At 67.3% G+C, this 24,819-nt stretch carries 22 protein-coding genes; 18 read left to right on the top strand and 4 right to left on the bottom strand.

Annotated features, from left to right (window positions below):
- The first annotated feature begins 1 nt into the window (after position 1).
- From ALI144C_RS45840 to nuoN, 12 genes are all read left to right on the top strand, one after another.
- The gene (locus ALI144C_RS45840) at positions 2 to 742 is read left to right on the top strand and encodes an NADH-quinone oxidoreductase subunit C (protein WP_076993503.1); all 741 of its coding nucleotides are present in this window, start codon (positions 2 to 4) and stop codon (positions 740 to 742) included.
- Positions 739 to 2,100, top strand: coding sequence for an NADH-quinone oxidoreductase subunit D (locus ALI144C_RS45845; RefSeq protein ID WP_076993504.1), 1,362 nt, complete (start codon positions 739 to 741; stop codon positions 2,098 to 2,100). The genes ALI144C_RS45840 and ALI144C_RS45845 overlap by 4 nt, the downstream gene beginning before the upstream one ends.
- Positions 2,097 to 2,960: an NADH-quinone oxidoreductase subunit NuoE gene (nuoE, locus tag ALI144C_RS45850; RefSeq protein ID WP_076993505.1), complete on the top strand. Its 864-nt coding sequence runs from the start codon at positions 2,097 to 2,099 to the stop codon at positions 2,958 to 2,960. Before ALI144C_RS45845 ends, nuoE begins: the two co-directional genes overlap by 4 nt.
- Positions 2,957 to 4,255, top strand: coding sequence for an NADH-quinone oxidoreductase subunit NuoF (gene nuoF / locus ALI144C_RS45855; protein ID WP_076993506.1), 1,299 nt, complete (start codon positions 2,957 to 2,959; stop codon positions 4,253 to 4,255). Before nuoE ends, nuoF begins: the two co-directional genes overlap by 4 nt.
- Entirely contained in the window at positions 4,255 to 6,702 is a 2,448-nt protein-coding gene (locus ALI144C_RS45860) for an NADH-quinone oxidoreductase subunit G (RefSeq protein WP_076993507.1), read from the top strand. The genes nuoF and ALI144C_RS45860 overlap by 1 nt, the downstream gene beginning before the upstream one ends.
- Complete coding sequence (gene nuoH / locus ALI144C_RS45865; protein ID WP_076993508.1) at positions 6,699 to 7,991, top strand: NADH-quinone oxidoreductase subunit NuoH; 1,293 nt, start codon at positions 6,699 to 6,701, stop codon at positions 7,989 to 7,991. Before ALI144C_RS45860 ends, nuoH begins: the two co-directional genes overlap by 4 nt.
- Complete coding sequence (nuoI, locus tag ALI144C_RS45870; RefSeq protein ID WP_076993509.1) at positions 7,978 to 8,508, top strand: NADH-quinone oxidoreductase subunit NuoI; 531 nt, start codon at positions 7,978 to 7,980, stop codon at positions 8,506 to 8,508. Before nuoH ends, nuoI begins: the two co-directional genes overlap by 14 nt.
- 8 nt (positions 8,509 to 8,516) lie before the next feature.
- Entirely contained in the window at positions 8,517 to 9,341 is an 825-nt protein-coding gene (locus ALI144C_RS45875) for an NADH-quinone oxidoreductase subunit J (RefSeq protein ID WP_076993779.1), read from the top strand.
- The gene (nuoK, locus tag ALI144C_RS45880; protein ID WP_042182552.1) at positions 9,338 to 9,637 is read left to right on the top strand and encodes an NADH-quinone oxidoreductase subunit NuoK; all 300 of its coding nucleotides are present in this window, start codon (positions 9,338 to 9,340) and stop codon (positions 9,635 to 9,637) included. Before ALI144C_RS45875 ends, nuoK begins: the two co-directional genes overlap by 4 nt.
- A 65-nt stretch (positions 9,638 to 9,702) precedes the next feature.
- The gene (gene nuoL, locus ALI144C_RS45885) at positions 9,703 to 11,601 is read left to right on the top strand and encodes an NADH-quinone oxidoreductase subunit L (RefSeq protein WP_076993780.1); all 1,899 of its coding nucleotides are present in this window, start codon (positions 9,703 to 9,705) and stop codon (positions 11,599 to 11,601) included.
- Positions 11,601 to 13,202, top strand: coding sequence for an NADH-quinone oxidoreductase subunit M (locus tag ALI144C_RS45890; protein WP_237774628.1), 1,602 nt, complete (start codon positions 11,601 to 11,603; stop codon positions 13,200 to 13,202). The genes nuoL and ALI144C_RS45890 overlap by 1 nt, the downstream gene beginning before the upstream one ends.
- 1 nt (position 13,203) lies before the next feature.
- Positions 13,204 to 14,772 (top strand): NADH-quinone oxidoreductase subunit NuoN, encoded by a 1,569-nt coding sequence (nuoN, locus tag ALI144C_RS45895; protein WP_076993510.1) that lies wholly within the window; start codon positions 13,204 to 13,206, stop codon positions 14,770 to 14,772.
- On the opposite strand, the gene ALI144C_RS45900 is transcribed toward nuoN, so the two are convergent.
- Entirely contained in the window at positions 14,769 to 15,083 is a 315-nt protein-coding gene (locus ALI144C_RS45900) for a hypothetical protein (protein WP_076993511.1), read from the bottom strand. The two genes, nuoN and ALI144C_RS45900, sit on opposite strands and share 4 nt — an antisense overlap.
- A 76-nt stretch (positions 15,084 to 15,159) precedes the next feature.
- On the opposite strand from ALI144C_RS45900, the gene ALI144C_RS45905 reads away from it, so the two are divergent.
- From ALI144C_RS45905 to ALI144C_RS45930, 6 genes are all read left to right on the top strand, one after another.
- On the top strand, positions 15,160 to 16,011 hold the full coding sequence (locus tag ALI144C_RS45905) for a Scr1 family TA system antitoxin-like transcriptional regulator (protein WP_076993512.1): 852 nt from the start codon (positions 15,160 to 15,162) through the stop codon (positions 16,009 to 16,011).
- Positions 16,008 to 16,184 carry a DUF397 domain-containing protein gene (locus tag ALI144C_RS45910; protein ID WP_076993513.1) on the top strand — a complete coding sequence of 59 codons (177 nt, stop codon included), beginning with the start codon at positions 16,008 to 16,010 and terminating at the stop codon, positions 16,182 to 16,184. The genes ALI144C_RS45905 and ALI144C_RS45910 overlap by 4 nt, the downstream gene beginning before the upstream one ends.
- 69 nt (positions 16,185 to 16,253) lie before the next feature.
- Positions 16,254 to 17,273 (top strand): polyprenyl synthetase family protein, encoded by a 1,020-nt coding sequence (locus ALI144C_RS45915; protein ID WP_143231260.1) that lies wholly within the window; start codon positions 16,254 to 16,256, stop codon positions 17,271 to 17,273.
- A 71-nt stretch (positions 17,274 to 17,344) separates the two neighbouring features.
- A complete protein-coding gene (locus ALI144C_RS56460; protein ID WP_193441277.1) occupies positions 17,345 to 18,706 on the top strand; it encodes a sunset domain-containing protein in 1,362 nt (453 codons plus the stop codon).
- 78 nt (positions 18,707 to 18,784) lie between these two features.
- On the top strand, positions 18,785 to 20,011 hold the full coding sequence (locus tag ALI144C_RS45925; protein ID WP_237774629.1) for a GGDEF domain-containing protein: 1,227 nt from the start codon (positions 18,785 to 18,787) through the stop codon (positions 20,009 to 20,011).
- Between the two features lie 52 nt (positions 20,012 to 20,063).
- Positions 20,064 to 20,834 carry an ESX secretion-associated protein EspG gene (locus ALI144C_RS45930; RefSeq protein WP_076993514.1) on the top strand — a complete coding sequence of 257 codons (771 nt, stop codon included), beginning with the start codon at positions 20,064 to 20,066 and terminating at the stop codon, positions 20,832 to 20,834.
- A 58-nt stretch (positions 20,835 to 20,892) separates the two neighbouring features.
- Here ALI144C_RS45930 and ALI144C_RS45935 read toward each other — a convergent pair whose 3' ends face one another.
- From ALI144C_RS45935 to ALI144C_RS45945, 3 genes are all read right to left on the bottom strand, one after another.
- Positions 20,893 to 21,948 (bottom strand): 2-oxoacid:ferredoxin oxidoreductase subunit beta, encoded by a 1,056-nt coding sequence (locus ALI144C_RS45935; RefSeq protein ID WP_076993515.1) that lies wholly within the window; start codon positions 21,946 to 21,948, stop codon positions 20,893 to 20,895.
- The gene (locus ALI144C_RS45940) at positions 21,945 to 23,852 is read right to left on the bottom strand and encodes a 2-oxoacid:acceptor oxidoreductase subunit alpha (protein ID WP_076993516.1); all 1,908 of its coding nucleotides are present in this window, start codon (positions 23,850 to 23,852) and stop codon (positions 21,945 to 21,947) included. Before ALI144C_RS45940 ends, ALI144C_RS45935 begins: the two co-directional genes overlap by 4 nt.
- 211 nt (positions 23,853 to 24,063) lie before the next feature.
- Positions 24,064 to 24,813 (bottom strand): enoyl-CoA hydratase, encoded by a 750-nt coding sequence (locus tag ALI144C_RS45945; RefSeq protein WP_076993517.1) that lies wholly within the window; start codon positions 24,811 to 24,813, stop codon positions 24,064 to 24,066.
- Positions 24,814 to 24,819 lie beyond the last annotated feature (6 nt).

Below are 24,819 nucleotides of genomic sequence, written 5' to 3' on the forward strand. Positions count from 1 at the left end.
GGTGACCACTCCAGGCGACGAGCACTCGAGTGCCGAGCGGCCGGACGAAGGCCTCGAAGCCCGCGACACGACACCGAAACCCGGCGTGGTGTCGGGCAGGTCCCGCAAGGGCATGTTCGGTGTCTCAGACGCCGGTGACACGTCCGGCTTCGGTGGCCTCCGGTTGCCGCAGTACAGCCCGCCTCCGGCCGAGCGGCCGTACGGCGGCTGGTTCGACGAGGTCACTGACGAGATGATGGCGGCCTTCTCCCGCCGTGGCATCCCGGCCGAGGCCGTCCTGCAGGTCACTGTGGACCGCGGCGAGATCACGTACTACGTGGCGCGGGAGCACCTGCTCAAGATCTGCCAGGCGCTGCGTGACGAGCCCGCGCTGAAGTTCGAGTTCTGCGCGTCGGTGTCCGGCGTGGACTACGGCGTCGACGTGCCGCAGCGGCTGCACTCGGTCTACCACCTGCAGTCCATGACCTACCGGCGCCGGATCCGCGTCGAGGTCGCGCTCGACGTCGACGACCCGCACGTGCCCAGCGTCGTCGAGATCTACCCGACGGCCGACTGGCAGGAGCGGGAGACCTGGGACATGTTCGGGATCGTCTACGACGGGCACCCCGCGCTGACCCGCATCCTCATGCCGGACGACTGGGACGGCCACCCGCAGCGCAAGGACTACCCGCTCGGCGGCATCCCGGTTGAGTACAAGGGCGCGGAGATCCCCCCGCCCGACCAGCGGAGGTCTTACTCGTGACCACAAACCCGACTGACGCCACCACGCCAGACGCGAGCACCACCACGGGCGACCCGTACGCCGCCGAAGCGCGGCAGACGACCGAGGGACCGGTCTACACGTTGACCGGTGGCGACTGGGACCAGGTCCTCGAGGACGCCGCGCACGACGAGCGCATGGTGATCAACCTCGGCCCGCAGCACCCGTCCACGCACGGCGTGCTCCGCCTGGTGATCGAGATCGAGGGCGAGACCGTCACGCAGGCCCGGTCGGTGATCGGCTACCTGCACACCGGGATCGAGAAGAACTGCGAATACCGGACGTGGACGCAGGGCGTCACCTTCATCACGCGCACGGACTACCTCGCGCCGTTGTCGCACGAGGCCGCGTACTGCATGGGTGTCGAGAAGCTGCTGGGCATCGAGGCCCCGCGCCGCGCGCAGTTGATCCGCCAGCTGCTGCTGGAGATCAACCGGATCTCGTCGCACTTCGTCTACCTCGCCACCGGCGGCATGGAGCTGGGCTCCACCACCGCCGCCGCGCTCGGTTTCCGTGAGCGCGAGGTGCTGCTGCACACGCTCGAGTACATCACCGGCCTGCGGATGAACCACGCGTTCATCCGGCCAGGCGGCGTGGCTCAGGACCTTCCGGAGGACTGGAAGGACTACCTGACCAAGTTCGTGAAGACGATGGAAGAGCGCATCAGGATGTACCACAAGCTGTTCACCGGACAGCCTGTGTGGCGCAACCGCCTCAAGGACGTCGGCTACCTGCCGCTGGACGGCTGCCTGGCGCTGGGCATCACCGGCCCGGTGCTGAGGTCCGCCGGTCTGGCGTGGGACCTGCGCAAGGTCGAGCCGTACCTGGCGTACGACGAGGTCGATTTCGAGGTGCCGACGTCCACCGACGCGGACTGCTGGGCGCGCTATCTCATCCGGATGGAGGAGATGGACCAGTCGCTCAAGATCATCAAGCAGACGATGAAGCTGCTCGAGCCGGGCCCGGTCATGGTGGAGGACAAGAAGGTCGCGTGGCCCGCCCAGCTGACCATCGGTCCGGACGGCATGGGCAACTCGCTCGAGCACGTCCGCAAGATCATGGGCCAGTCGATGGAGTCGCTGATCCACCACTTCAAGCTGGTCACCGAGGGCTTCCACGTCCCGGCAGGCCAGGTCTACCAGCCGATCGAGTCGCCGCGCGGCGAGCTCGGCTACCACCTGGTTTCCGACGGCGGCACGCGGCCGCTGCGCGTGCACGCCCGCGAACCAAGTTTCGTGAACCTGCAGGCAATGCCCGCCATGTCCGAGGGCGGGCTGATCGCGGACCTGATCGCCGCGGTCGCTTCGATCGATCCAGTCATGGGTGGTGTGGACCGATGACCACTTCCGGGCCGGGGCAGACCTACGGCGGTTCCACCGTCGGCAGCGAGCCCACTCACCAGTCGACAGTCGACGACTCGCGCGAAGCAGCCGTCGCGTCCGTGCTTCCCGAGGCGCAGACGCAGAAGCTGGTCGCCGAGGTCGTCGAGGACCTCAGCGTCTTCGACGGGATCGTCGAGCGGGCGCAGGCGATCATCGCCCGCTACCCGCAGTCGCGCTCGGCGCTGCTGCCGATGCTGCACCTGGTGCAGTCGGTGCAGGGCTACGTCAGCCACGCCGGGATCCAGTTCTGTGCGAGGGAACTGAAGCTGGCCGACGCCGAGGTCAGCGCGGTGGCGACGTTCTACACGATGTACAAGCGCAAGCCCTGCGGCGAGCACCTGGTCAGCGTGTGCACGAACACCCTCTGCGCGGCGCTCGGCGGCGACGACATCTACGCGAAGCTGCGCGACCACCTCGGTGAGCCCGGCAAACCGTTGGGCCACGAGGAGACCGCGGGCACGCCGGGCGAGCCCGGCTCGATCACGATCGAGCACGCGGAATGCCTCGCCGCCTGCGACCTCGGCCCGGTGCTGCAGGTCAACTACGAGTTCTACGACAACCAGACGCCGGAGAAGGCGGTCGAGCTGGTCGACGCGTTGCGGCGGGGTGAGAAGCCCGCGCCGACCCGCGGCGCCCCGCTGTCCGACTTCAAGGACGTCTCGCTGCAGCTGGCAGGCTTCTTCGAGCGCGAGTCCGATGTGGACGGTCCGTCGCAGGCGACCGAGACGCTCGCCGGAGCGCAACTGGCCTCCGACCGCGGCTGGACCGCTCCCACGATGCCCGAGAGCGTGGCGTTCCCCGAGCTGGAGAAGAAATGACCACAGTCGACCCGGTGACGCCGGTTCTCACCAAGCGCTGGCTGTCTCCCCGCTCCTGGTCCATCCAGACGTACGAGCAGCTGGAGGGCTACACCGCCGTCCGCAAGGCGCTGGCGGTCACGCCGGAGCAGGTCGTGCAGGTGGTCAAGGACTCCGGGCTGCGCGGCCGTGGCGGCGCGGGCTTCCCGTCCGGCCTGAAGTGGTCCTTCATGCCGCCCAACGAGGACAAGCCGCACTACCTGGTGATCAACGCCGACGAGGGCGAACCGGGGACCTGCAAGGACATCCCGCTGATGATGGCGGACCCGCACTCGCTGATCGAAGGCTGCATCATCGCGTCCTACGCGATGCGCTCCCACCACTGCTTCATCTACGTGCGCGGTGAGGCCCTGCACTGCATCCGCAGGCTCAACCAGGCCGTCGCAGAGGCCAAGGCGGCCGGGTACCTCGGCACGAACGTCTTCGGCTCCGGCTTCGACATCGAGATCACCGTGCACGCGGGCGCCGGCGCGTACATCTGCGGCGAGGAGACGGCTCTGCTCGACTCGCTGGAGGGCCGCAGGGGCCAGCCTCGCCTGAAACCGCCCTTCCCGGCGGCGGCGGGGCTCTACGCCGCTCCCACCACAGTGAACAACGTCGAGACGATCGCGTCGGTTCCCTACATCATCAACGGCGGTTCCGACTGGTTCCGCAAGATGGGCACCGAGAAGTCGCCCGGCCCGAAGATCTACTCGATCTCCGGCCACGTCGAGAAGCCGGGCCAGTACGAGGCGCCGCTGGGGACCACGCTGCGCCAGCTGCTGGAGATGGCCGGTGGCATGAAGGACGGCATCCCGCTGAAGTTCTGGACGCCGGGTGGTTCGTCCACCCCGATGTTCACGACGGAGCACCTGGACGTGGCGCTGGACTTCGAAGGCGCGGCGGCGGCGGGCTCCATGCTCGGCACCACCGCGGTCCAGGTCTTCAACGAGACGGTGTCCGTGCCGTGGGCCGTGATGAAGTGGACGCAGTTCTACAAGCACGAGTCCTGCGGCAAGTGCACGCCGTGCCGTGAGGGCACGTACTGGCTGGTGCAGATCCTCGAGCGGATGGTCGCGGGCAACGGCACCGAAGAGGACATCGACACGTTGCTCGACGTCTGCGACAACGTGATCGGCCGGTCGTTCTGCGCGCTCGGGGACGGTGCGGTGAGCCCGATCCAGAGCGGCATCAAGTACTTCAGGGACGAGTTCCTCGCGCTGTGCCAGCGCAACCGCGAGAAGAACCGCAAGCCTGCACTGGCGGGAGCGAACTGATGACCGTTGCACCCGAGAAGAACGAGCTCGTCGTCCCGGAGGGGCACGTCAAGCTCGTCATCGACGGTATCGAGGTGGTGGCTCCCAAGGGCGAGCTGCTGATCCGGACCGCCGAGCGGATGGGGATCACGATCCCCCGGTTCTGCGACCACCCGCTGCTCGACCCGGCAGGCGCCTGCCGCCAGTGCCTGGTCGAGGTGGAGATGGGCGGCAGGCCGATGCCGAAGCCGCAGGCGTCCTGCACGATCACGGTCGCCGACGGCATGGTCGTCAAGACGCAGATCACGTCGCCGGTCGCGGACAAGGCGCAGCAGGGTGTGATGGAGCTGCTGCTCATCAACCACCCGCTGGACTGCCCGATCTGCGACAAGGGCGGTGAGTGCCCGCTGCAGAACCAGGCGTTGGCGCACGGCCGCACGGACTCCCGGTTCGTGGACAAGAAGCGGACGTTCCCGAAGCCGATCCCGATCTCGACGCAGGTGCTGCTGGACCGTGAGCGCTGCGTGCTCTGCCAGCGCTGCACCCGGTTCTCCGCGCAGATCGCCGGTGACCCGTTCATCGAGTTGCTGGAGCGCGGTGCGCAGCAGCAGATCGGGATCGCCGAGGAGAAGCCGTTCCAGAGCTACTTCTCCGGCAACACCATCCAGATCTGCCCGGTCGGCGCTCTCACGAGCGCCGCGTACCGGTTCCGGTCGCGGCCGTTCGACCTGGTGTCCACCCCGAGCGTGTGCGAGCACTGCTCCTCCGGCTGTGCCGAGCGCACGGACTGGCGGCGCGGCAAGGTGATGCGCAAGCTCGCGGGCAACGACCCCGAGGTCAACGAGGAGTGGATCTGCGACAAGGGCCGCTTCGCCTTCCGCTACGCCACCGCCGGTGACCGCGTGCTGCGGCCGCAGGTGCGGGACAAGGAGTCCGGCGAGCTGCGGGACGCGTCGTGGACGGAGGCGCTGCAGGTCGCCGCGGAGGCGCTGACCAAGGCCCGCGGCGCGGCCGGTGTGCTGACCGGTGGCCGGTTGACGGTCGAGGACGCCTACGCGTACTCGAAGTTCGCCAGGGTGGCGCTGGGGACCAACGACATCGACTTCCGCGCCCGGCCGCACTCGGTCGAGGAGCAGGAGTTCCTGGCGTCGACGGTGGTCGGCACGAACCCGGACAACGGCGGGGTGACCTTCACGGCCATCGAAGCCGCGCCGACGGTGCTGTGCGTGGCGTTCGAGCCGGAGGAGGAAGCGCCGATCGTCTTCCTGCGGCTGCGCAAGGCGGCCCGCAAGGGCCGGACCAAGGTCGTCCACATCGGACAGTGGAGCACCCCGTCGGTCGAGAAGACCTTCGGCACGCTGCTGGCCACGCCGCCCGGCGGCGAAGCGGCCGCGGTGGACGCGCTGGGCGAGCACGCGGCGGACGTGGTCGACGGCCTCGGCAAGCCCGGCTCGGTGGTTCTGGTCGGCGAGCGCGCCGCGCAGGTGCCCGGTCTGTTCTCGGCTTTGCTGCGGCTGTCGGAGAGGACCGGCGCCAGGATCGCGTGGATCCCGCGGCGTGCCGGTGAGCGCGGTGCGGTCGAAGTCGGTGCGCTGCCGACGCTGCTGCCCGGCGGCAGGCTCGTCGCCGACGCCGCGGCCCGCGCCGAGGTCGAGCAGGCGTGGGGCCTCGAGCCCGGTTCGCTGCCCGCCGCGGCAGGCCGTGACACCACCGGAATCGTCGAGGCCGCCGCGAACGGCGAGCTGAAGGCACTGGTCGTCGGCGGCGTCGACCCGTACGACCTGCCGGACCCGCAGCGGGCGCTCGAAGCGTTGGCGGCAGCGGACTTCGTGCTCAGCCTCGAGCTGCGGCACAGTGCGGTCAGCGAGTACGCGGACGTGGTCCTGCCGATCGCGCCGTCGGTCGAGAAGGCGGGGACCTTCCTCAACTGGGAAGGCCGCCGTCGCGAGTTCGGCACCACGTTGGACGGCACCGGCGCACTGCCGGACTGCCGGGTGCTGGACACGCTCGCGGTCGAGATGGACGCGGACCTCTTCACCCAGACACCGACCGCCGCCGCGGGCGACCTGGCCAGACTGGGCGAGACCAGCACGGCCAAGGCCGCCGCTCCGGCGCTCGAGTCCCGTCAGCAGGGCCTGCCGCAGAACGACGGCCAGGCGCTGTTGGCCACGTGGCGCCAGCTGCTGGACAACGGGTCGCTGCAGGACGACGAGCCCCACCTGGCCGGAACGGCCCGCAAGGTCGTGGCCCGCTTGTCCGCGCACACGGCCACGGTCCTCGGCGTGGACAAGGCGGAAGCCGTGACGGTCTCGACGGCCAAGGGCGCGGTCACCGTGCCGGTCGAGTACGCGGACCTGCCCGACGGCGTCGTGTGGCTGCCAGGAAACTCCGGCGACGCAACGGTTCGCCGCACTCTCGGAGCCGTCCACGGCACCCCCGTGAACGTCCACCCAGGAGGGACCGCATGACCAGGGCAGAGCTGCTGGCCGACGACCCGATCTGGCTGATCCTGCTGAAGGTCCTGTTCATCTTCCTGTTCGCGCTGCTCACCGCGATGATCACGGTGTGGGCCGAGCGGCGGCTGATCGGCCGGATGCAGAACCGCCCGGGTCCCAACCGGGTCGGCCCGTTCGGTCTGCTGCAGCCGATCGCCGACGCGATCAAGATGCCGTTCAAGGAAGAGATCGTTCCGCGCACGGCCGACAAGGTGACGTACCGGCTCGCTCCGGTGATCGCTGGCGCCGACGATGATCGGCCTGTCGGTGTGATGCCGTTCGGCCCGGAGGTCTCGATCTTCGGTGAGCGGACCGTGCTGCAGCTGGTCGACCTGCCGGTCGGCGCGCTGGTGGTGCTGGCCGCCGCGTCGATCGGCGTGTACGGCGTGATCCTGGCAGGCTGGTCGTCCGGAACCCCGTACCCGTTGCTCGGTGGTCTGCGATCGGCCGCGCAGGTGATCTCGTACGAGATCGCGATGGGTCTGGCGATCGTCGCGGTGATCCTGCAGTCGCACTCGTTGTCGCTCGGCGACATCGTCGACTCGCAGCACGGCCTGTGGTTCGGTGTGGCGCTGTTCCCGGCGTTCTTCATCTATCTGGTCGCCATGGTCGGTGAGACCAACCGGGCGCCGTTCGACCTGCCCGAGGCGGAGTCGGAGCTGGTCGCGGGCTTCCACACCGAGTACAGCTCGATGAAGTTCGTGATCTTCTACATCGCCGAGTACATCAACATGATCGTGGTCTGCGCGATGGGCACGACGCTGTTCCTCGGCGGCTACATGGCGCCGTGGCCGATCTCGCTGATCGGTGACAACTACTTCAACAGCGGCTGGTGGCCGATGTTGTGGTTCATCGCCAAGATCGGCCTCGGGATGTTCCTCTTCATCTGGCTGCGTGGCACGCTCCCGCGTTACCGCTACGACCAGTTCATGAAGCTGGGCTGGAAGTTCCTCGTGCCGCTGAGCCTGCTGTTCATCGTGGTGCTCACGATCATCAACGCGTGGCCGCAGATGCAGGGCACCGGCAGGCTGATCTCGGTCGGCTTCGGCATCCTCGTGCTCATCGGGCTGGCGTTCATGGCGCCCGACCGCAGGGACTCGCGGGCGGGCCGGGTGCCGATGTCCGGCGGTGGCTTCCCGGTGCCGCCGATCGACTTGCAGATTCCGAACAAACCGAGGCGGACCAGGCAGGCCCGCTCACGCGCCGGACGCCGCCAGACGGTGGCGGCCGGGGCCAAGGAGGGCGACGATGGGGTTTCTTGATCCGGTAAAGGGTTTCGGCGTCACCTTCGGGATGATGTTCAAGAAGGTGGCCACCGAGAAGTACCCCGAGGTCAAGAAGGTCACCGCACCTCGGTACCACGGCAAGCACCAGCTCAACAGGCACCCCGACGGCCTGGAGAAGTGCGTCGGGTGCGAGCTGTGCGCGTGGGCCTGTCCGGCGGACGCGATCTTCGTCGAAGGTGGCGACAACACCGACGAGGAGCGTTATTCCCCGGGTGAGCGCTACGGAGCGGACTACCAGATCAACTACCTGCGGTGCATCGGCTGTGGCCTGTGCATCGAGGCGTGCCCGACCCGCTCGCTCACCATGACCAACGAGCACGAGCTGGCCAACGACAACCGCCAAGTCCTGATCTTCACGAAGGAAGACCTGCTCGCCCCGCTGCTGCCGGGCATGGAGATGCCGCCGCACCCGATGCGCCTCGGTGACAACGAGCAGGACTACTACGTGAAGGGTCCGGAGCTGGCCAAGCGGGCGCAGGAGGAAGCCAAGTGAGCTCCGCGATGCTGCTTGCCGCGAACGAGGTCGCGAAGGTCTCCACCGGCGAGGCGATCTCGTTCTGGGTGCTGGCTCCGCTGGCCCTCGGTGGCGCGCTCGGCATGATCTTCGCCCGCAACGCCGTGCACTCGGCGTTGTTCCTGGTGATGACCATGCTGTCGCTCGGCGTGATGTACATGATCCAGCAGGCGCCGTTCCTCGGCTTCGTGCAGATCATCGTCTACACCGGCGCGATCATGATGCTGTTCCTGTTCGTGCTGATGCTGGTCGGCAGGGATTCCTCCGACTCGGTGGTCGAAGTGCTGCGCGGGCAACGGATCTGGGCGGCCGTGCTGGGCATCGGCCTGGCCGGTCTGCTGGTCTCGGGGGTCGCGGAGGCGCTGACCTCGGTCCGCCCGGTCGGCCTGAACGAGCAGAACGCGGGCGGCGGCAACGTCGCGAGCATCGGCAAGTCGATCTTCACCGACTACCTGTTCCCGTTCGAGCTCACCTCGGCACTGCTGATCACCGCCGCGCTCGGCGCGATGGTGCTGGGCTACACGGACAAGTCGAAGCGCAGGACCCAGCGGGAAACCGCGGACGCGCGCTTCCGCGGCGAGCACGACCGGCCGAGCCCGCTGCCCGGCCCGGGTGTGTACGCCACCGCCAACTCGGTCGCCGTCCCGGCTCTGCTGCCGGACGGCTCGATCGCGCCGGAGTCGGTGTCGGCGATCATCGAGGCGACCGCCTCACGTGAGCTGGCCGCCGACGTCAAGTCCGTCGCGGGCTCCGAGCCCGGTCCCGACGCGCACGCGCTGAAGGCGGGTTCCACAGAGGAGGGTGACAAGTGACCCCCACGTACTACCTGCTGCTCTCGGCGCTGCTGTTCACCATCGGCGCGGTGGGCGTGCTGGTCCGGCGCAACGCGATCGTGGTGTTCATGTGCGTCGAGCTGATGCTCAACGCGGTGAACCTGACCCTGGTGACCTTCGCCAGGATCAACGGTTCGCTGGACGGCCAGGTGATGGCGTTCTTCGTGATGGTCGTCGCCGCCGCCGAGGTCGTGGTCGGCCTGGCGATCATCATGTCCATCTTCCGCACCCGTCGCACGGCCTCGGTCGACGACGCGAACTTGCTGAAGTACTAGAGGGGTAGCAGGTGTCCCAGACATTCAGCCTTGCCGCCGCGGAGCAGGTGATCCCGGCGAGCGGACTGGCGAGTTCGGCGTGGCTTCTGATCGCGCTGCCCGCCTTCGGCGCACTCGTTCTGCTGGTAGGCGGCCGTCGCACCAACGCGTGGGGCCACCTGCTCGGCATCACCACGGTCGTCGCGTCGTTCGCCATCGGCATCGCGCTGTTCTTCGGCTCCGGCAGCAACCAGATCCAGGAAGCGAACCTGTTCTCCTGGATCGACGTCAACGCGCTGAAAGTCGACTTCGGACTGCGCCTCGACCCGCTGTCGATCACGTTCGTCCTGCTGATCACGGGTGTCGGTTCGCTGATCCACATCTACTCGGTCGGCTACATGGCCGACGACGACGGCAGGCGCCGGTTCTTCGGCTACCTGAACCTGTTCGTCGCGGCGATGCTGATCCTGGTGCTCGGCAACAGCTTCGTGACGCTGTACCTGGGCTGGGAGGGTGTCGGTCTCGCCTCGTACCTGCTGATCGGCTGGTACCAGAACCGCCCGTCGGCCGCGACCGCGGCCAAGAAGGCGTTCCTGATGAACCGCGTCGGTGACGTCGGTCTGGCCGTCGCGATCTTCCTGCTGTTCAAGAACCTGGGCACCACGCAGTACGCCGAGGTCTTCGCCCGCGTCGGCGAGCTGTCGCCGGGCACGGTCACCGCGATCACGATCCTGTTGCTGCTCGGTGCCTGCGGTAAGTCGGGCCAGTTCCCGCTGCAGGCGTGGTTGCCGGACGCGATGGAGGGCCCGACCCCGGTCTCCGCCCTGATCCACGCCGCGACGATGGTGACCGCGGGCGTCTACCTGATCGCCCGCGCCAACCCGCTGTACAACCTGTCCGCCGACGGCCGCCTGGTCGTGATCGTCATCGGCGCGATCACGTTGCTGATCGGGTGCGTCATCGGTTGCGCGTACGACGACATCAAGAAAGTCCTGGCGTACTCGACCGTTTCGCAGATCGGCTACATGATCCTGGCGGTCGGTCTCGGCCCGTTCGGCTACGCGCTGGGCATCATGCACCTCGTCGCACACGGCTTCTTCAAGGCCGGGCTGTTCCTCGGGGCCGGTTCGGTGATGCATGCCATGAAGGACGAAGTGGACATGCGCAAGTACGGCGGCCTGTGGCGGATCATGCCGATCACGTTCGGCACGTTCCTGCTCGGCTACCTCGCGCTGATCGGTATCCCGCCGTTCTCCGGCTTCTTCACCAAGGACGCGATCATCGCGGCCGCGTTCGGCCAGGAAGGCTGGCGCGCCTGGGTGTTCGGCGGCGCGGCGCTGCTCGGTGCCGGGCTGACCGCGTTCTACATGACGCGACTGGTGCTGATGACGTTCTTCGGCAAGCAGCGCTGGAAGGACCTGAAGGCCGAGGACGGCTCGGACTTCCACCCGCACGAGTCCAAGCCGGTGATGACCGTCCCGATGATCGTCCTGGCGATCGGCTCGATCGGTGCCGGTTTCTTCTTCACCCAGGGCGAAAGGTTCGTCAACTGGCTGGCCCCGTCGCTGCAGCCGCTCGAGAAAGTCGAGCACGGCGTCCTCTCGCACGGGTTGATCCAGATCCTGGTGATCGGCCTGTCGGTGCTGGGCGTGCTGCTCGCGTGGCTGTTCGTCGGCCGCAAGGACGTGCCGGTGGTCAAGCCCGCGAGGGTGTCGCCGGTCGTCAAGGCCGCCCGCGCGGACCTGTACGGCAACCACCTCAACGAGGCCTTGGTCTCCAGGCCGGGTACCTGGCTGGCCCGCGCGCTGGTCTACGTGGACAACAAGGGCGTCGACGGCCTGGTGAACGGGATCGCGGCGTCGTTCGGCGGTAGCTCCGGCAGACTGCGCCGGCTGCAGACCGGGTTCGTGCGTTCGTACGCGCTGAGCATGCTGGCGAGCGGGATCCTCGTGGTCGCCGCGCTGCTGATGGTGAGGTTCTCCTGATGAACACCCAACCCGCTGCGATGATCGCGGGTACCTCCGGCGGCGGCTCGGGCCTGCTGCTCGCGCTGCTGCTGTTGCCGCTGCTCGGCGGCATCGTGGTGGCGTTCCTCAAAGACGACCGGATGGCCAAGCTGACCGCGCTGACGGTCTCCCTGGTCGAGCTGGTCCTGGTCGTCCCGGCGTGGATCACGTACGTGCCCAACGGGTCCCGGATCCAGTTGGCGCTGTCGGTGGACTGGATCCCGAACTTCGGCATCCACTTCTCGCTGGGCATCGACGGCATCGCGCTGACGATGATCGCGCTGATCGGCATCCTCACGCCGATCGTGATCGGCGGCTCGTGGGCCGACAAGCTGCCGGAAGGCCGTGGCGCGGCGGGGTTCTACTCGCTGCTGCTGGTGATGCAGACGGGCATGGTCGGCGTGTTCGCCGCGACCGACGTGTTCCTGTTCTACGTGTTCTTCGAGGCAGTGCTGGTCCCGATGTACTTCCTGGTCGGCCGCTTCGGCGGGCCGCGCAGGCAGTACGCGGCGATGAAGTTCTTCCTGTACTCGCTGCTCGGCGGGTTGATCATGCTCGCGTCGGTGATCGGCCTGTACGTGGTCAGCAAGGACTACAACAACGGTGTCGGCACGCTGGACTGGCAGACGCTGTCGACCGTGATGGACCAGGCGCCGCTGAGCACCCAGATCTGGCTGTTCCTCGGTTTCTTCGTGGCCTTCGCGATCAAGGCGCCGCTGGTGCCGCTGCACACCTGGCTGCCGGACGCCACCGCGGAGGCCCCGATCGGCACGGGTGTCCTGCTGGTCGGTGTGCTGGACAAGATCGGCACGTTCGGGTTCCTGCGTTACTGCCTGCCGTTGTTCCCGGCGGCCAGCAAGGAACTCGCGCCGCTGGTGTTGATCCTCTCGGTGCTCGGCATCGTCTACGGCGCACTGCTCGCGGCGGGCCAGAACGACATGAAGCGGTTGATGGCGTACATCTCCATCGCCCACTTCGGGTTCATCGGCCTGGGCATCTTCGCCTTCTCGACGCAGTCGATCGCGGGTTCGGCGCTGTACATGGTCAACCACGGTCTGGCGACCGGAATGCTGTTCCTGGTCGTGGGCATGGTGATCGCCCGCGGCGACTCGCGGTCGATCCGCGACTACGGCGGTCTGGCGAAGCTGACGCCGGTGCTGGCGGGCCTGTTCCTGTTCGCCGGTCTGGCCGCGCTGTCGTTGCCGGGCCTGAACTCGTTCGTCAGCGAGTTCCTGGTGCTGGTCGGGTCGTACCCGAACGCGCCGGTCTACGCGATCATCGGCGCGGTCGGCATGATCCTCGCCGCGGCCTACGTGCTGTGGGCCTACCAGCGGGTCTTCCAGGGCCCGGTGCGCGGCAACGCGTTGGTGGGCTTGAGCGGCGGGCCGGGCACGGCGGGTGATCCGGCCAAGGCCTCGATCGCGGACCTGGGTGTGCGCGAGAAGGTCGTCCTGGCCCCGCTGGTCGTCCTGATCATCTTCCTGGGCTTCTACCCCGCGCCGGTGTTGGACGTGCTCCAGCCGACGGTGGACGCAACGCTGCAGTCGGTCGGCCTGGCCGACCCAGTGGGAGGCAAGTGACGTGCTGGCTCTACAACCACCACAACAGGCACCGATCGAAGCGCCGCAGATCGAGTACTCGGCGATCCTGCCGATCCTGATCCTGCTCGGCGCGGCCTGTGTCGGCGTGCTGATCGAGGCGTTCGTGTCCAAGGCGAACCGGTGGGCGGCGCAGGTGACGCTGTCGCTGCTGGCGATCCTGGGCGCGGGCGTGGCGTTCATCGTCTACGTCACGGACAACCCGCCGCAGCGCGGTCTGACCACGCTGTACAAGACCATCGCGGTCGACAGGCCTGCCCTGTTCCTGTGGGGCACGTTGTTGGCACTGGGTCTCGGCGCACTGCTGCTGATCGCGGACCGGACGATCGAGCGAGGCGGCGCGTTCGTGGCACAGGCCGGTATCCGGCCGGGCACGATCCAGGACCGCGTGCAGGCGGCGTCCGGCGGCATGCAGACCGAGGTCTTCCCGCTGACGATGTTCGCGTTGTCCGGGATGATGGTCTTCTGCGCGGCCAACGACCTGCTGACGATGTTCATCGCGCTGGAGGTGCTCAGCCTCCCGCTGTACCTGATGTGTGGCCTGGCCAGGCGGCGCAGGCTGATCTCGCAGGAGTCGGCGGTCAAGTACTTCCTGCTCGGCGCGTTCGCCTCGGCGTTCTTCCTCTACGGACTGGCGTTGCTGTACGGCTACGCGGGTTCGGTGAAGCTGGCCGACATCGCCAACGCGGCGGCGGGTTCGGCGGCGTCCGACACGTTGCTGTTCGCGGGCTTCGGTCTGCTGGTGGTCGGCCTGCTGTTCAAGGCGTCGGTCGGTCCGTTCCACGCCTGGACGCCGGACGTGTACCAGGGTGCGCCGACGCCGATCACGGCGTTCATGGCGGCCTGCACGAAGGTCGCCGCGTTCGGTGGGATCCTGCGCGTGCTGACGGTCGGCTTCGAGTCGACAAGCTGGGAATGGCGCGGCGTGCTGTGGGTCGTGGCGATCGCCTCCATGGTGATCGGCGCGGTGCTCGGCCTGACGCAGACCGACGTGAAGCGCATGCTGGCGTACTCGTCGATCGCACACGCGGGCTTCCTGCTCGTCGGTGCGCTGGCGCTGCGTCCGGAAGGCCTGTCGGGCACGCTGTTCTACCTGCTGACCTACGGCTTCACCACGCTGGCCGCGTTCGGCGCGGTGAGCCTGGTGCGTGACTCGTCCGGTGAGGCGACGCACCTGTCGCAGTGGGCGGGCCTGGCCAAGCGGTCGCCGGTGCTGGCCGCGGTGTTCACGTTCCTGCTGCTCGCGATGGCGGGTATCCCGCTGACGAGCGGGTTCGTGGGCAAGTTCGTGGTGTTCTCGGCCGGTATCCAGGACGGGATGACGCCGCTGGTGGTGATCGCCCTGCTGGCCTCGGCCGTGGCGGCGTTCTTCTACCTGCGGGTGATCGTGTTGATGTACTTCAGCGAACCGGCGCCGGATGGCCCGACCGTGACCGTGCCTGGCACGTTCACGACCGCGGCCATCACCCTCGGCGTGCTCGTCACGCTGATCCTCGGGGTCGTGCCCGCCTTCGCGTTGGACTGGGCGGGAACGGGGACGTTCGCCTTCTAGGCGCTGATCAACCTTCGCGGGTCCGGCCAGACTGAGAACTGGTCGGACCCGCTTTGGCATATGGAGACGGTGTGGATGTAGTCGTCGGGCTCGTCGTCCTCGTCGAGCGTGGTGAGCTCGGCGCTGTACAGCGCGGGTTCGCGGTTTCCGGGTAGCAGGAACTCCAGTGCCCACGCCGTGAGCCCGCTCGCGAGCGCTTCGATGCCGCCCGCCGCGGGGATGACCTGGGTTTGCCTGACGATCTCGTAGTGGGTGACGCGGCTGTCCCGCTTGCGCAGTTCGAACAGGGTGTAAGCGTATCGAGTAGTCATTGGTACCCTCCGTGCTTGATAGTGAGCGCTCAGTATCGCTGATAAGTATCTACGAGGCAATCCACGGACGGGTGACATGACACCGACATCCAGCACTGTGCAGGCGTGGGAGCTGGGCATACGCCTGAAGGAACGACGCGAGGAACTGGGGATGACCGCTGCGGCAGCGGGAAAGGCAACCGGACTTGGGGGCACCAACCTGTCGGCGATAGAGACCGGTAAGCGCAAGTTGCCCCCTTTTCGGATGGCGGACATCGCGGAGGTCTACGGGTTGACCGACCAGGAGATGTTCCCTTTGGAGGCACTTCGAGCGGGCGCGGATCGTCGTGAGTGGTACCACGACTACAGCCTCATCTATTCGGATGAGTTCATCAGGTTCCTCGGACTTGAATCCGGGGCGGTCGGTGTCCGGAACTACGAAGGCGAAGTCATCCCCGGCCTACTGCAGACCGCGGATTACGCCAAGGCCATGATCAAGGGCGGCGGGCCCTACATCCGGCCTGTGGAAGTGGATGTTCGAGTGGAATCCCGGATGCTCCGCCAAGACCGGTTGGTCGGTGAGTGCCCGCTCAGGCTGTCGGCAGTGGTTGGTGAGGCAGCCTTGCGGCAGCAGGTGGGTGGTCGGGGAGTCATGCGTGGGCAGCTGAAGCGGCTCGCGGAGATGGCCGTCGGATCGGTTGATGTCCGGGTCATGCCATTCAGCGCCGGTGCGCATCCCCTGATCGGCAACTCGGCGATCCTGCTCAGCTTCCTGTCACCCCGGCTGCCTGACCTCCTTTGGCAGGAAACTGTTACCTCGCAGACCATCGTCGACAAGCGCAGTAAGCTCCTGGAAGTATCTGCCAGCTTCGACCACGCTATGGAGCGTGCGTTGAGTCACGCGGACTCGATGGCGCTCATCCGCCGAGTGCTCAAGGAGTTGGAATGACACGTGGGTGGTTCAAGTCCAGCCGCAGCAATCCCAACGGCGCCTGCGTCGAGATCAACCTCGACGACCCTCAATTCGTGCGCGTCCGGGACAGCAAAAATCCCACTTCCGGTGAGCTTCGCCTCCCTCCCATTGCCTGGCGGAGTGCCTTGCGCCACGGTCTGACTACCTGACCAGTGTTGTCGCGCTCGCTGCGTTTACGCTGGAGGGGCTGGTAACACTGCTGCGGGAGCGACGACGACGTGACAGCCGAACAAACGCCTGCCGTTCCTGGCTCGGGCCTGCCTCTGGGCCTGAGTGCTGCTGACCCTGACCTGGTGCGAGCCGTCGGCGTCGCCCTCTCCGATGTCGAGAAGATCCTGCACGGGGTCGCCGACAGCGAGGTCTCCTTCATCGACGAGGCAGCGTTGCACCTGGTCAACGCGGGCGGCAAGCGTTTTCGCCCGTTGTTCACCCTGATTTCCTCGCATGTCGCGGACGGGCCATTGCCCGAGGTCATCACGGCCGCCGCGTCCGTGGAGCTGGTGCACCTGGCCACGCTGTACCACGACGACGTGATGGACGAGGCGACCATGCGCCGCGGCGCGGACAGCGTGAACGCCAAATGGGACAACACCATCGCCATCCTGACCGGGGACTTCCTGTTCGCGCACGCGTCCGGCCTGGTCGCCGACCTCGGCACCGACGCGGCCCGGATCATCGCCGAGACGTTCTCCGAGCTGGTCACCGGCCAGATGCGGGAGACCGTCGGCCCGGCGGCCGGTGAGGACCCGGTCGAGCACTACCTGTCGGTGATCGGCCAGAAGACCGGTTCGCTGATCGCGACCGCCGGTCGCTACGCGGGCATGTTCTCCAACGCCACGGCCGAGCAGACCGAGGCGTTGCACTGCTACGGCAAGATCATCGGTGCCGCGTTCCAGATCTCCGACGACATCATCGACATCGCGTCCCCCGCGGCGGAGTCGGGCAAGACCCCTGGCACCGACCTGCGGGAAGGCGTCAAAACCCTGCCGATGATCCACGCGCTCGGGCAGCCGGGCAACGACCGCCTCGCCGAACTGCTCGCGGGGCCGATCTCCGACGACGCCGAGGTGGCGGAAGCACTCGACCTGCTGCGGAACTCCACAGGTCTGCAGCAGGCACGCCAGACGCTGGAGGAGTACGCCGAGCGCGCGCACACGGCGCTGGCCCCGCTGCCTTCAGGCGCTGCTCGTGACGCTCTGGAGCTGCTGACGCGTTATGTCATCGAGCGGACTCGCTGAGTCTTGAGACGGTGATCTCGCCGGGCCCGTAGGGTGGAATCCGAGGGTGAGGTCCACGAGGGAGCAAGTGCATGCAGATCTTCGGTCAGGTCTGGCTCTGGAGCCTGGGCTCCTTTCTCCTCGGGGTGTTGTTCACCTGGTTACTGCTGGTCAACCCGGCACGCAAGCGGGTGACCGAGCTGGAGGAGGCGGCCACGCGCCAGCCACTCGAACCCCGTGACGCCCGGGAGAACCACCTGCCGACGCGGGTGGCCGAGCCGGTGCGCCAGCCGGGCGTCAACGAGACGGACCGCTTCCTCGACGATCTCTTCGACGCGCCCAAGCCACCTGTGGCCCAGCCGCCGCTCCTGCCGCCCCCGCCTCCTCCGTCCGGCTCGCCGCCCCCGACGGCGACGCTCTTCCAGCCGCTCGCCGCGCCTCCCGAGGTGCAGGCCGAGCCGCGTCCGCAGTCGTTCTCGTCCCGTCTGGACCCGGTGGCGCCGCCGGAACCGCCGATTCCCGACGAGAGCGACACGGAGCTGTCGGACACCCCGTTCCGGGAGTTCACCGAGAGCACGACGGTGTTCGTCCCACCGGCGGGTGTGCTGATCCCGGAGAAACCGGAGTCGGCAGGGCCGGGCGACGACTGGTTCGCGAAGGAAGAGGACCCCGATCCGCACCTGATCACGGACGTCGACGACGACGAGCAGGTCGACGCGAGCGGGACGATCTTCACCCAGCACACCACGCCGATCCCGGACGAAGTGATCCGCTCGCTGGACAACGAGAACCACGAACCAGCACCGGAACCCGCGCATGCCCACGAGCAGCCGGAGCCCGCGCACTCCTACGAGCAGGCACAGCCCGCCCACTCCTACGAATCGCAGGACACGGCGCCGGAACCCGCGCACTCCTACGTCTCGTCGGAGCCCGAGCCCACGCACCACTACGACTCGCAGCCATCGGCGCCCGAGGCGACTTACTCCTACGAGCCCGAGCCCGCGCGCCACGTCGACGCCCAGGAGTCCCTGGCCGCACCTGTGCAGCACTACGAGGCTCATGTGCCCGCAGCGGAAGCCGTGCACCACTACGAGCCGGAACTGCCCGAGCCGGAGATCGAGCTCACCCAGCGCTTCGAGGCGCCGCCTGCCGCGGCGCCGCAGGAGGACCTCGGCCGGTCGCTGTTCGAACCTGTCGTTCCGGTGGCCGAACAGGCCGCTGCCGCGGAATCCGCGGCGCAGGGCGAGTTCGTGCCGCCTGGCCCGTTCGGTCCGGGCTCGGCCATGCCGCTGCCCGGTGGCGGTGCGCCGGCTCCGGAGTTCGGCGTCAAAGCGAGCGTGACTGCGCTGCGTTACTGCACACAGGACAATCCGCAGTTTGACCGGATTGTTGCGGAGGTGTGGTTCCGTACTCCCAGCGACGCGGAGCGTGTCGGTTTTCGTGTCCTGTCATAGGTTTTCGGATTCCGAGGCCCGTTCGGATACCCCCAATGTCGGAGTGACTCGCGCCATACGGTCCGTTACGGTTCTGCCATGGCGGACCAGATAGCCCGGCTGGCAGTCCGGCATTGGGCTTTGTGGCAGCTCCCGAAACGAGCTCTGGTCGCATATGTGCTCGCCGTCGAACTGGCCGCCGTCGCGGGCGTGGTCGCCGCCCTTGTGCTGATTCCGATCCCGTCGTCGAATCTGGCCCCGTTTCTGCTGCTCACCAGCTGCATTCTGGTTTACTCCGAGCTGTCGATGCCGATCGAACGGCTGCGCAGGGTGGCCAGGCCGTTCGTTGACCTGAACGCCGTCTGGATGTTCGCGGGCATTCTGCTGCTGCACCCCGCGCTGTCGGCCGTGGTGATCGCGGTGTCGTACGCCGTGCAGTGGGTCAGACTCCGGCCGGTGCCGCCGTTCCGGTTGTTCTTCTCCGCGTCGGCGACGATCGCCGCGAGCTACGCGGCGTGCGCGTTCTCGAGGGTGACTGATCCGGTGCCGTTCGAGCGGATGCCCCGTGACGTGGCGTCGTTCGGGCTCGTCGTCGGCGCCGGGCTGGTGTTCCTGGTCGTGAACTCGATCATCACGACGACGTTCCACTACTTCGCGGCAGGGCACCGGCGGATCACCGACGCGTTGGCCACGGGAGTCGAGCACGCGCTGGAGGCCGCGACGGTCGCGCTGGGGATCATGCTCGCGTGGGCGCTCGTCGACTGGCCGATCGTGCTCGTCCTCATCATCGGGATAACACTCGTACTGCACAGAAGTGTGCTAATCCGACAGCTGCGCGACCAGGCGAGAACGGATCCGAAAACCGGCCTGTTGAATTCGGCGTCCTGGTCGAAGGACGCGGCGGTCCAGTTGGAGCGCAAGCAGAACTCGGCACTGCTGATGCTCGATCTCGACAATTTCAAGTCGATCAACGACAGGTACGGTCACCTGATCGGCGACAAACACCTGAAAGGCGTCGCCGACGTTCTGCGTGCGGAAGTCCGGGTGACCGACATGGTCGGCCGGTTCGGCGGGGAGGAATTCGTCATCCTGCTGCCGGAAACCTCGCAGGAGGACGCCATCGCCATCGCCGAGCGCATCCGCCGCAAAGTCGAGGGCTTCGCGGTCGACGGCTTCGGCACAGTGACGGTCTCGGTGGGCGTCGCGGCCCACCCGGACCACGGCACGACGCTGGAGGAGGTCGTGAACGCCGCGGACGTGGCCATGCTGGCGGCCAAGACGGCGGGCCGCAACCGGACTCTGCTTTTCGCTGCCCCGGGAGCCTGAGGTTGGTAGCGTGCTCCGAGCAGGAGGTTTCACAGCGGATGATTGGCGACTGATGGCAGAAACGTTCGGCCTCTCCTTCGCGGCGGTCGACATCCTGTCCGAAGGACTCAGGCTCAATTGCCGCGTCTATCCGTTCACCATTCCCAGTTTCGGGGAGTACGCGGACGACCGGGTGCGAATCGCGGGGGCGATCAAGGAAGACCTGATCAACCGAGGACTGGCCGACCACCGGGGGCCAGGCCCGGAAGTGGTGGGCGCGCTGCGGATGCTGACCGACTACCACGTCTCGGTGGCGGTGATGGGCGACGTCGAAAGCGGGCGGAAGATCTACGCGAGGGCAGCGGCGGCAGGAAACAAAGCGATGATCGTCCGCCAGGAAGACCAACTGCTGAAGTTCGCACTGGTCCGCCCGGAAGGCCTCGCAAGGGCAGTGGCGGCCCTGCTGCCGCCCCTGAAACCGGGCCCAGGCCAATCGGTGACGATAACCCGCCCGACAGCCCACCCGGTGACAGCGGAAGACGACGACAACATGACCTTCCGCCAACCCGTCGCCCGAAGCCAGACGACAAACCCGGCCCAACTGCGCGGAGCGGAAGAGATACTGCGCCGCAAACGCCTGGGCTCCGGCCACTTCGCCGTGACAGGAAGAGACAGAAACGGCAACACGAGACAGGCCCCAGGCCTGGGCTGGATCGACACGGACGCAGGCCGCTACCTGGTCCAGAACCTGGACAGGCCCGACATGGAAGGCGGCACGTTCTTCCCAGCGGACGGACAACGAATGATCAACCAGCTCAACGAACTTCTGATGTCCGTCAGCTAAGCCCTCGTGAGTGGTTATCCGGGTTAGAACCCGGATAACCACTCACGGAGGGCACTTGCTAGGCGACGGTCCAGGTGTCGCGCCCACGAAGCAGCGACTGCAGGTCGGCGGGCTTGGCCGCCTTCGCCGTCGACACCTGGTTACGCGCCAAGTCGTCGTACGTCGCCCGTTGAACGTTGCGGAAGATGCCGGTGACCGTGTGCGAAAGGTCCTCGCCACCAACCCGGGACAACGCGAACGAGTACGTCGGGTCGTCGATGGTCGCGTCGTGCACGACCAGGTTCTCTTCACCGACCTCGGAGACCTTCGCCACCTGCAGTCCGCCGAACCCGGTGCGCACCACGCCGTAGTCCTTGTCCGGGCCGAAGCGGATCGGCTCACCCTGCGACAGCGGGATCAGCCTGCGCTCCTTCTCCTCCTGGTCCTTCAGCACGTCGAAGGCGCCGTCGTTGAAGATCGGGCAGTTCTGGTAGATCTCCACCAGCGCCGAGCCCCTGTGCTGCGCCGCCGCCTGGAGGACTTCGGTCAGCCCCTTGCGGTCGGAGTCCAGCGCGCGCCCCACGAACGTCGCTTCCGCGCCCAGCGCCAGCGAGATCGGGTTGAACGGGTGGTCGAGCGAGCCCATCGGGGTCGACTTGGTGATCTTGCCGGTTTCCGACGTCGGGGAGTACTGCCCCTTGGTCAGGCCGTAGATCCGGTTGTTGAACAGCAGGATCTTCAGGTTCACGTTCCGGCGCAGTGCGTGGATCAGGTGGTTTCCGCCGATCGACAGCGCGTCGCCGTCACCGGTCACCACCCACACCGACAGGTCGGGGCGTGCCACCGCGAGACCCGTCGCGATCGACGGCGCGCGGCCGTGGATCGAATGCACGCCATAGGTGTTCATGTAGTACGGGAAACGCGACGAGCATCCGATGCCCGACACGAACACGATGTTCTCGCGTTTGAGGCCCAGTGTCGGCATGAACGCCTGCACCGCGTTCAACACGATGTAGTCGCCGCAGCCTGGGCACCAGCGGACCTCCTGGTCCGACTTGTAGTCCTTGGCGGTCTGCTTCTCGTCCGTGGTCGGTATCCCGGCCAGTCCGGGCAGCCCGAGGTCGATGGCGGTCATGCCGGGACCCCCTTCACAACGTCTGTGAACACCCCTTGCAACTCCTCGGCCTTGAAGGGCAGTCCGGCGACCTTGGTGTAGCTGATCGCGTCCACCAGGAACTTCGCCCTGATCAGCAGGGCGAGCTGGCCGAGGTTCATCTCCGGGATCACCACCCGGTCGTACGAGCGCAGCACGTCACCGAGGTTCGCGGGGAACGGGTTGAGGTGCCGCAGGTGTGCCTGTGCGATCGCGTGCCCGATTTTGCGGACGCGGCGGCAGGCGGCGCCGATCGGTCCGTACGTCGAACCCCAGCCGAGGACGAGCACCCGGGCCTTGCCGGACGGGTCGTCGACTTCGAGGTCGGGCACCTTGATCCCGTCGATCTTGGCCTGGCGCAAGCGAACCATGTGGTCGTGGTTAGCCGGATCGTAGGAAATCGAACCCTTCCCGTCCTGCTTCTCCAGTCCACCGATCCGGTGCTGCAGGCCGGGCGTTCCGGGGATCGCCCATTCGCGCGCCAGCGTCTCAGGATCCCGCACGTACGGCCAGTGCTCGCCGGAGCCGTCGGTGGCGTTGGGTTCGGTGGCGAACGTCACCCGCAGGTCCGGCAGCGTCTCGACGTCGGGGATCAGCCACGGCTCGGAGCCGTTGGCGATCGCGCCGTCCGACAGCAGCAGCACCGGCGTGCGGTACTCCAGCGCGATCCGCGCGGCGTCGATGGCGGCGTCGAAGCAGTCGGCCGGCGACTGCGGCGCGACGATCGGCACCGGCGATTCGCCGTTGCGGCCGTACATGGCCTGCAGCAGATCGGCCTGTTCGGTCTTGGTCGGCAGACCGGTCGACGGGCCGCCGCGCTGCACGTCGACGACCAGCAGCGGCAGCTCGGTCATCACCGCGAGGCCGATCGTCTCGGACTTCAACGCGATACCCGGCCCCGACGTGGATGTCACGCCGAGCGCGCCGCCGTAGGACGCGCCGAGCGCCATGCCGATGCCTGCGATCTCGTCCTCGGCCTGGATCGTGGTCACGCCGAAGTTCTTGTGCTTGGACAACTCGTGCAGGATGTCCGACGCCGGGGTGATCGGGTACGTGCCGAGCACGATCTCCAGCTCCGAGCGCTGCCCGGCCGCGACGATCCCGTACGCCAGAGCGGTGTTGCCGGTGATCTGCCGGTACGTGCCCTGGTTCAGCTTGGCCGGGGCCACCTGGTAGGTCACCGCGAACGACTCGGTCGTCTCGCCGTAGTTCCAGCCCGCGCGGAAGGCCAGGATGTTGGCTTCGGCGATGTCGGGCTTCTTGGCGAACTTCTCCCGCAGGAACCGCTCGGTGCCCTCGGTCGGCCGGTGGTACATCCACGACAGCAGGCCGAGCGCGAACATGTTCTTCGCGCGTTCCGCGTCCTTCTTCGACAGGCCGGTCTCCTCGAGCGCGCCACGGGTGATGGTCGCCATCGCGACCTTGTGCACCTGGTAGGAGTCCAGCGAGTCGTCCTCGAGCGGGTTCGCGTCGTAGCCGACTTTCTGCAGGTTGCGCTTGTTGAACTCGTCGGTGTTGACGATCAGCGTCCCGCCGGGCGGGAGTTCGTCGATGTTGGCCTTGAGCGCGGCCGGGTTCATCGCGACGAGCACGTCGGGACGGTCACCGGGGGTGAGGATGTCGTAGTCCGCGAAGTGGAGCTGGAAGCTCGACACACCGGGGAGGGTGCCCTGCGGCGCCCGGATCTCGGCCGGGAAGTTCGGCTGCGTCGCGAGGTCGTTGCCGAAGGCCGCGGCCTCGGATGTGAACCGGTCACCAGTGAGCTGCATACCGTCACCGGAGTCACCCGCGAACCGGATCACCACCCGGTCGAGCTTCGTGATCTCGGTGTGCCTGCTCGACTTCAGCCCGTGTCCGTTGGTTTCACCCTCGACACCTGTGCTCATTGGGCTCGCCTGATCCCTCTCTGCCGCAACCGTTGGAGTCAGTTGCTTTACCCCGACTTCGAGCGTAGTCCCCGAAGTTCGCGCCAGCCTCGCACCTGGCTGCAGTCGGACTAGTCATTACCTGTTACCAAAGGTAGGCACCGGGTTCGGACCGGCACCTGCTAAGCGGTCTACGTCACATGCCACAATTATATGTTACCGGCGGTAACACCTACTCCCGGCTGGTGATCCGCGTTCGCAGCCTGGTCAGGCGCTCGGCGAACTCCGCCGACGAGATGCTCGCCAACTGTGCTCTCAACTCGGTTTCAACGGCCGTCGCATGATCAACATTTCCCGAGGTCACGCGCAAAGTTTCTTTCGTCGTGCCGACGAGGTCCCGAGGTGCGCCCGCCGCGCCTGCCGCCAGTTGGACGGCCACGGCGACCGGATCGTCCGCGACCTGCCACACGAGGCCGTGCTGAACTGCGGCGCCGGCGTCGAGAACATGGCTGAACAAGGTCATCGCGACGGCCGTCTGCTTGCTCACAGTGCGTTGCAGCATCCAGGTCATGCCGCCACCCGGGTGAATCCCAATCTGCAAGAACCTGGCGTCGAATCTTGCTTTCGGTCCGGCTATGCGCATGTCGCATGCGAGCGCCACGTTCAGGCCCGCCCCAACGGCTGCCCCGTTGACCGCCGCGATGGTCGGCAGGCCGCAGTTCGCGAGTGCGAGGAAGCTCGCGTAGATCCCGCGCAGCCCCTCTTCCTGCGCGTCGCCGAGCGCGGACAGGTCGGCGCCCGCGCAGAACGCCGGTGGCGCGCCCGTGACGACGATCGCGTGCACGCTCTCGTCGTTCTCGCACGTCTCCACGGCTTCGACCACAGCCGCGGCCATGGGCAGCGTCAATGCGTTGCGGCGGTCCGGAGCGTTGAAAGTCAGGACCGCGACGCCGCCGTCACGGTCAAGCAGCACCTCGGTCATGCGGTG

It is taken from the genome of Actinosynnema sp. ALI-1.44 (genome assembly GCF_001984155.1).
GTDB lineage: Bacteria > Actinomycetota > Actinomycetes > Mycobacteriales > Pseudonocardiaceae > Kibdelosporangium.

Excerpts from the sequence above, each read along its gene's own strand:
- nuoF (WP_076993506.1), top strand. The coding sequence starts at position 2,957 with ATGACCACAGTCGACCCGGTGACGCCGGTTCTCACCAAGCGCTGGCTG.
- ALI144C_RS45875 (WP_076993779.1), top strand. The coding sequence starts at position 8,517 with ATGCTGCTTGCCGCGAACGAGGTCGCGAAGGTCTCCACCGGCGAGGCG.
- ALI144C_RS45935 (WP_076993515.1), bottom strand. The coding sequence starts at position 21,948 with ATGACCGCCATCGACCTCGGGCTGCCCGGACTGGCCGGGATACCGACC.
- ALI144C_RS45940 (WP_076993516.1), bottom strand. The coding sequence starts at position 23,852 with ATGAGCACAGGTGTCGAGGGTGAAACCAACGGACACGGGCTGAAGTCG.
- ALI144C_RS56460 (WP_193441277.1), top strand. The coding sequence starts at position 17,345 with ATGCAGATCTTCGGTCAGGTCTGGCTCTGGAGCCTGGGCTCCTTTCTC.
- ALI144C_RS45890 (WP_237774628.1), top strand. The coding sequence starts at position 11,601 with ATGAACACCCAACCCGCTGCGATGATCGCGGGTACCTCCGGCGGCGGC.
- ALI144C_RS45925 (WP_237774629.1), top strand. The coding sequence starts at position 18,785 with ATGGCGGACCAGATAGCCCGGCTGGCAGTCCGGCATTGGGCTTTGTGG.
- ALI144C_RS45905 (WP_076993512.1), top strand. The coding sequence starts at position 15,160 with ATGACACCGACATCCAGCACTGTGCAGGCGTGGGAGCTGGGCATACGC.
- ALI144C_RS45945 (WP_076993517.1), bottom strand. The coding sequence starts at position 24,813 with ATGACCGAGGTGCTGCTTGACCGTGACGGCGGCGTCGCGGTCCTGACT.
- ALI144C_RS45900 (WP_076993511.1), bottom strand. The coding sequence starts at position 15,083 with ATGACTACTCGATACGCTTACACCCTGTTCGAACTGCGCAAGCGGGAC.
- nuoE (WP_076993505.1), top strand. The coding sequence starts at position 2,097 with ATGACCACTTCCGGGCCGGGGCAGACCTACGGCGGTTCCACCGTCGGC.
- nuoH (WP_076993508.1), top strand. The coding sequence starts at position 6,699 with ATGACCAGGGCAGAGCTGCTGGCCGACGACCCGATCTGGCTGATCCTG.
- ALI144C_RS45860 (WP_076993507.1), top strand. The coding sequence starts at position 4,255 with ATGACCGTTGCACCCGAGAAGAACGAGCTCGTCGTCCCGGAGGGGCAC.
- nuoI (WP_076993509.1), top strand. The coding sequence starts at position 7,978 with ATGGGGTTTCTTGATCCGGTAAAGGGTTTCGGCGTCACCTTCGGGATG.
- ALI144C_RS45910 (WP_076993513.1), top strand. The coding sequence starts at position 16,008 with ATGACACGTGGGTGGTTCAAGTCCAGCCGCAGCAATCCCAACGGCGCC.
- ALI144C_RS45930 (WP_076993514.1), top strand. The coding sequence starts at position 20,064 with ATGGCAGAAACGTTCGGCCTCTCCTTCGCGGCGGTCGACATCCTGTCC.